General features: G+C 70.8%; 4 protein-coding genes and 2 pseudogenes. 4 read left to right on the top strand and 2 right to left on the bottom strand.

What is annotated here, in order from left to right:
- A partial coding sequence (locus IE312_RS43520) for an EF-hand domain-containing protein (protein ID WP_229900900.1) occupies positions 1-168 on the top strand: 168 nt, incomplete at its 5' end.
- An 81-nt stretch (positions 169-249) separates the two neighbouring features.
- Positions 250-975 (top strand): annotated as a pseudogene (locus IE312_RS37010) (NADPH-dependent F420 reductase); the annotation flags it as partial.
- 22 nt (positions 976-997) lie between these two features.
- On the opposite strand, the gene IE312_RS37015 reads toward IE312_RS37010, so the two are convergent.
- Entirely contained in the window at positions 998-1552 is a 555-nt protein-coding gene (locus IE312_RS37015; protein ID WP_189986705.1) for a glycoside hydrolase family 25 protein, read from the bottom strand.
- 36 nt (positions 1553-1588) lie between these two features.
- Positions 1589-2620: a phosphatidylinositol-specific phospholipase C domain-containing protein gene (locus tag IE312_RS37020; protein WP_189986706.1), complete on the bottom strand. Its 1032-nt coding sequence runs from the start codon at positions 2618-2620 to the stop codon at positions 1589-1591.
- A 232-nt stretch (positions 2621-2852) separates the two neighbouring features.
- Between IE312_RS37020 and IE312_RS37025 the strand changes: the two genes are divergently transcribed.
- On the top strand, positions 2853-4607 hold the full coding sequence (locus IE312_RS37025) for a M28 family peptidase (RefSeq protein ID WP_189986707.1): 1755 nt from the start codon (positions 2853-2855) through the stop codon (positions 4605-4607).
- 112 nt (positions 4608-4719) lie between these two features.
- A pseudogene (locus IE312_RS37030) lies at positions 4720-4862 on the top strand (RNA polymerase sigma factor SigF); the annotation flags it as partial.

Consider the following 4862-nt stretch of genomic DNA (forward strand, 5'->3'; position numbering starts at 1 on the left):
GCGGACGGTGACGGGTTCATCACCGCGGCGGAGTTCAAGTCCGCCCTGGCGCAGCAAGGTGACTGGAACGTCACCGAGACGGTCGCGGAGGCCATCATCAAGTCCCGCGACCTCAATGGCGACAAGGTGCTGTCGTTCGACGAGTTCTGGGCCTACCTGAACAAGTGACCCGAAGGCGGCAGGGGGCCCGTCCCCACGGACCGGGCACCCCCTGCCGCCCGTTCGGCGGCGGCGCGGAATAGGCGGCGCCGGCGCGGGGTTGACCCGGACGACCGAAGCATGCGTATGCATCAATCATCCGGAAGGCCAGCCATGAAGATCGGCATCATCGGCGCGGGGAACATCGGCGGCAACCTCACCCGGCGGCTCACCGCCCTCGGGCACGACGTCTCCGTCGCCAACTCGCGCGGCCCCGAGACACTCCGGGAACTCGCCGAGGAGACCGGCGCCACCGCGGTCCGGGCCGAGGACGCGGCCAAGGGCGCCGAGGTGGTGGTCGTCACCGTCCCCCTGAAGGCGGTCCCGGACCTGCCCGCGGGTCTGCTGGACGGCGCGGCGGAGGGCGCCGCGGTGATCGACACCGGCAACTACTACCCGCAGCAGCGGGACGGCCGGATCGCGGCCATCGAGGACGAGGGCCTCACCGAGAGCCGCTGGACCGAGCAGCACCTCGGCCACCCGGTGATCAAGGCCTTCAACGGCACCTACGCCCAGGACATCCTGGACCGGCACCGCCCCGCGGGCGACCCCGACCGCATGGCCCTCCCGGTCGCCGGCGACGACGAGGCCGCCAAGCGGAAGGTCCGTGCCCTGATCGACGAACTGGGCTTCGACACGGTCGACGCCGGCACCGTCGCCGACTCCTGGCGCCAGCAGCCCGGCACCCCCGTCTACGGCCTGCGCGCCGGCACGGCCGCCGTGGAGAAGGCCCTGGCGGACGCCTCCCCGGAGCGCCCGGCGGACTTCCGGGGCTGACGGCGGGGGCCGCGCCCGGTCCCTACGGGGTGGCCCAGTCCCTCAGCGCCGCCTTGCTCGCGAAGTTCGCCACGTCCTTGTCGTGGGGCTCGCTGGTGTACTGGTGGAACCGCCACTTCGCCTTGACCCGGGGCCTGCCCGCGGTGACGTAGTCGGCGATCCACAGGCCGTCCCCCGCGTAGGAGGTGGTGTCGATGTCGAGCCAGAAGTGCCGGTTGCAGTAGAGCACCACCCGGTTGTGCGGCCGTGACTCCTTGAGCTTGCGCAGGAAGCGGTCCTTCTCGGCGTTGCTCGCGTGGGTTCCGTCGCCCGTGGTCTCCCAGTCGACCGCGAGGATGTCGCCGGCGCGGTCCGGGGCGTGGCTCAGGAAGTACTCGGCCTGGGCGGTGAGGTCGCCGGGCCACAGGAAGTGGTAGAAGCCGACGACCAGTCCGGCGTCCCGGGCGGTCTTCGTCTGCCCGGTCAGGCGGGGATTGACGTACGAACGGCCCTCCGTCGCCTTGATGAAGGCGAAGGAGAGGCCGTCCGTCCCGTAGGAGGAGGACTGGAAGGCGCTCACGTCGATGCCATGCAGCATGTGAGGGTTGTCCCCCGTGAGCGGTTGTCCGGAACCTCAGCTTCGGCCGGTCACCGAACCCAGCACCGCCGGGGACTTCGCCGACCAGTCCGAGGTGATCAGGCTCGCGTGGTCGTGGGCCAGGAGGGCCAGCCGCGCGGCGACTTCGGCGTCCGTGGGGTCGGTGGAGGAGATCGCCGGGGACACGCTGTGGGCGCCCGTGGTGATGAGGATGTAGTGGTGCGCGGAGTAGAACGAGGTGTCGTAACCGCCGTTCACGTACGTGGCCGCGTCGCCGTCGAAGAACACGAACCAGGGGCGGATCGAGGCGTCGTAGCGGCTGGTGCGCGGATCGCCGTTCGCCGCGCCCAGCACGGCCGGGAAGGCCTGGGCCGCCGAGATGTTCCCGGCCGCGTACAGGTCGCGCAGGTGGTCGCCGTACTCCTCGTCGGTCCAGTAGTGGTCGAACGGGTTGGACTGTTCGACCGTGCCGGGGATCAGGTCGAAGAGGAACTTGCCGCGCAGGGAGTCCCGGGCGGGCCAGGCGTTGGCCTGAGCCGCCGCGTCCAGCGTGGGGTACGTCCCGCCGAGCAGGTCGGCCGGCTTGTAGACGCTGCCGCCCAGCTTGCGGGCCACGAGTGTGTCGAACTCGTCCGGTCCGAGGCCCGCCTTGTTGTTGAAGCCGACCTTCATCTCGACCTTGACGAGGATCGGGGGGTGGTCGGGGTGGAGCTGGTTCCAGGCGGCCATGTTGTCCAGGCAGCTGCCGAGGTCCTGGTTGCGGCTCTTGCCGTAGAGCTCGCCGGGGGTCTTCGCCGCCTCGCAGTTGTTGTCGTTGCCCAGCGGGTTGCTGTGGCTGACCCGCCAGCGGTGGCTGAGGGTGTCGGCGTAGACGTCCAGTTCCAGCAGTGAGGCGCCGGAGTCCAGCGCCTGCGCGAAGTACGGGTACTTGGACTTGTCGTAGGCGTTGTGCGTGCCGATGGCCGTCGTCTCGGAGTACTTGGGCGACGCCGCCTGTGCGTTGCCGGGCGCCATCGCCAGCAGAGCCGCGGCACCTGCGAGCGCCGCCAGTCGTCTCCATCCGCGCATCCTGGAACTCCCCTTCACCGTCGCCGAGTTGACGGCAGCGTAGGGCCGCACGATTACCGTGCGGTAGCCCCTGGAGGAACACGGTGCGGCGGGCGGCACCCCGCCCGATCCGGCCGGTTCGGCGCGCGGAGGCGTGAAACGGTGTTGGCATGCGCATGCTCACCAGGGTGAAGCGGCGCGGCCCACCCAGGCCCGGCGCCCGCCTCCCGTTTCCTCCACCCCACAAGGAGACATGGTGCTACGACGAAGACTCTCCCTGGCAGGCCTCGCGCTGGCCACGGCCGCCGCGGGCCTCACCCTGCTGCCCGCGTCCGCCGAGGCGGCCCCCGGCCGGACCGCGGAGGCGGCCCCGGCCCCCGCCCTGGCCGCGACCGCACCCGACATCGACGTCACCCGGGTGCAGGCGCACCTGACCGAACTCAACGCCATAGCGAGCCGCAACGGCGGCAACCGCAGGTCCACCACCCAGGGCTACCGCGACTCGGTCGCCTATGTGAAGGGCAAGCTCCAGGCGGCCGGCTACACCGTCACCGAACAGGCCTGCACCTCCGGCTGCACCAGCGGCGCCGGGCCCAACCTGATCGCCGAGTGGCCCCAGGGCGACGCGTCGAAGGTGTACATGTTCGGCTCGCACCTGGACAGCGTCTCCGCCGGACCCGGCATCAACGACAACGGCTCCGGCAGCGCCACCCTGCTGGAGGTCGCGCTCAAACTGGCCGAGACCAAGCCGTCGATGGCCGCGCGCGTCCGCTTCGGCTGGTGGACCGACGAGGAGCAGGGCCTCAACGGCTCGGACTTCTACGCCCGTTCGCTGACCTCCGCGCAACGCTCGGCGATCAAGGCCTACTACAACTTCGACATGGTCGCCTCGCCCAACGGCGGCTACTTCATCAACCACATCACCTCCGCCGCCGCCGCGCCGATGAAGGCGTACTGGGACTCGCTGAACCTCCAGCCCGAGGAGAACACCGAGGGCGCGGGCCGCTCCGACGACTACTCCTTCGAGAACTACGGCATCCCGACCTCCGGCTACGCCATGGGCGCGAGCGCCCGCAAGACCTCGGCCCAGGCGGCCAAGTGGGGCGGCACGGCGGGCGCCGCGTACGACGGCTGCTACCACTCCGCCTGCGACACCACCGCCAACATCAACGCCACCGGGCTGAACCGCAGCGCCGACGGCGTCGCCTACACGCTGTGGAAGCAGGCGGTCGCGGACACCGCCCCCACGAACGACTTCTCGGTCTCGGTGAGCCCCGCCACCGGCAGCACCGACCCGGGCACCTCGCTGACCACCACCGTCTCCACGGCCACCACCAGCGGCTCGGCGCAGACGGTGACCCTGTCCGCCGCGGGCGCCCCCTCGGGCGTCACGGTCTCCTTCAGCCCGGCCTCGGTGACCTCGGGCGCCTCCGCCACGGCGACGGTCTCCGTCGGCTCCTCCGTGCCCCCCGGCACGTACCCGCTCACGATCACCGGCACCGGTACCACCACGCACTCCGCGTCGTACACGCTCACCGTCAAGGGCGCGGGCGGCTGCACCTCCTCCCAGGTGCTCTCCAACGGCGGCTTCGAGAGCGGTACGTCGCCGTGGACGGGTGACACCGGTGCGATCGGCACGTTCAGCGGCCAGTCCGCGCACTCCGGCACCCGGTACGCCTGGCTCGCGGGCTACGGCTACGCGGCCACCGACACCCTCGCCCAGACCGTGACCGTCCCGTCCGGCTGCACCAGGGCGACCCTCAGGTACTGGCTGCACGTCGACACCGCCGAGTCGGGCACGACCGTGTACGACACCTTCCAGGTCAAGGTCGACGGGACCGTGAAGCAGACGTACTCCAACGTCGACGCGGCCACGGGCTACACCGAGCGCACCCTGGACCTGAGCCAGTACCTCGGCCGGCAGATCACGCTGTCCTTCACCGGCACCGAGGACTCCGGCCTGCAGACCAGCTTCGTCGTCGACGACGCGACCCTGACGACGAGCTGAACCGCGCACCGGCCGGAAATTCTCAGGAATGCCGGCCGGTGACCGGGGTAGACGCGGGCTTGCCGGACAATGGACCGGCGAGGACGAACCGATCGAGTGGGAGGGACGCGTGATGCCGACGACGACCGCGCAGACTGCGGAGCAGATGGTGGACGTGCCGGAGATCACGCATCCGTCCCAGGTGGCGCCGAAGGACGCGCGGGAGCTGTCGAAGCTGTTCTTCGACCGGCTGTCGGTGCTGGAGGAGGGCACGCC

The sequence above is a fragment of the Streptomyces capoamus genome (assembly GCF_014654935.1).
GTDB classification, from domain to species: Bacteria; Actinomycetota; Actinomycetes; order Streptomycetales; family Streptomycetaceae; genus Streptomyces; species Streptomyces capoamus.

Excerpts from the sequence above, each read along its gene's own strand:
- IE312_RS37015 (WP_189986705.1), bottom strand. The coding sequence starts at position 1,552 with ATGCTGCATGGCATCGACGTGAGCGCCTTCCAGTCCTCCTCCTACGGG.
- IE312_RS37020 (WP_189986706.1), bottom strand. The coding sequence starts at position 2,620 with ATGCGCGGATGGAGACGACTGGCGGCGCTCGCAGGTGCCGCGGCTCTG.
- IE312_RS37025 (WP_189986707.1), top strand. The coding sequence starts at position 2,853 with ATGGTGCTACGACGAAGACTCTCCCTGGCAGGCCTCGCGCTGGCCACG.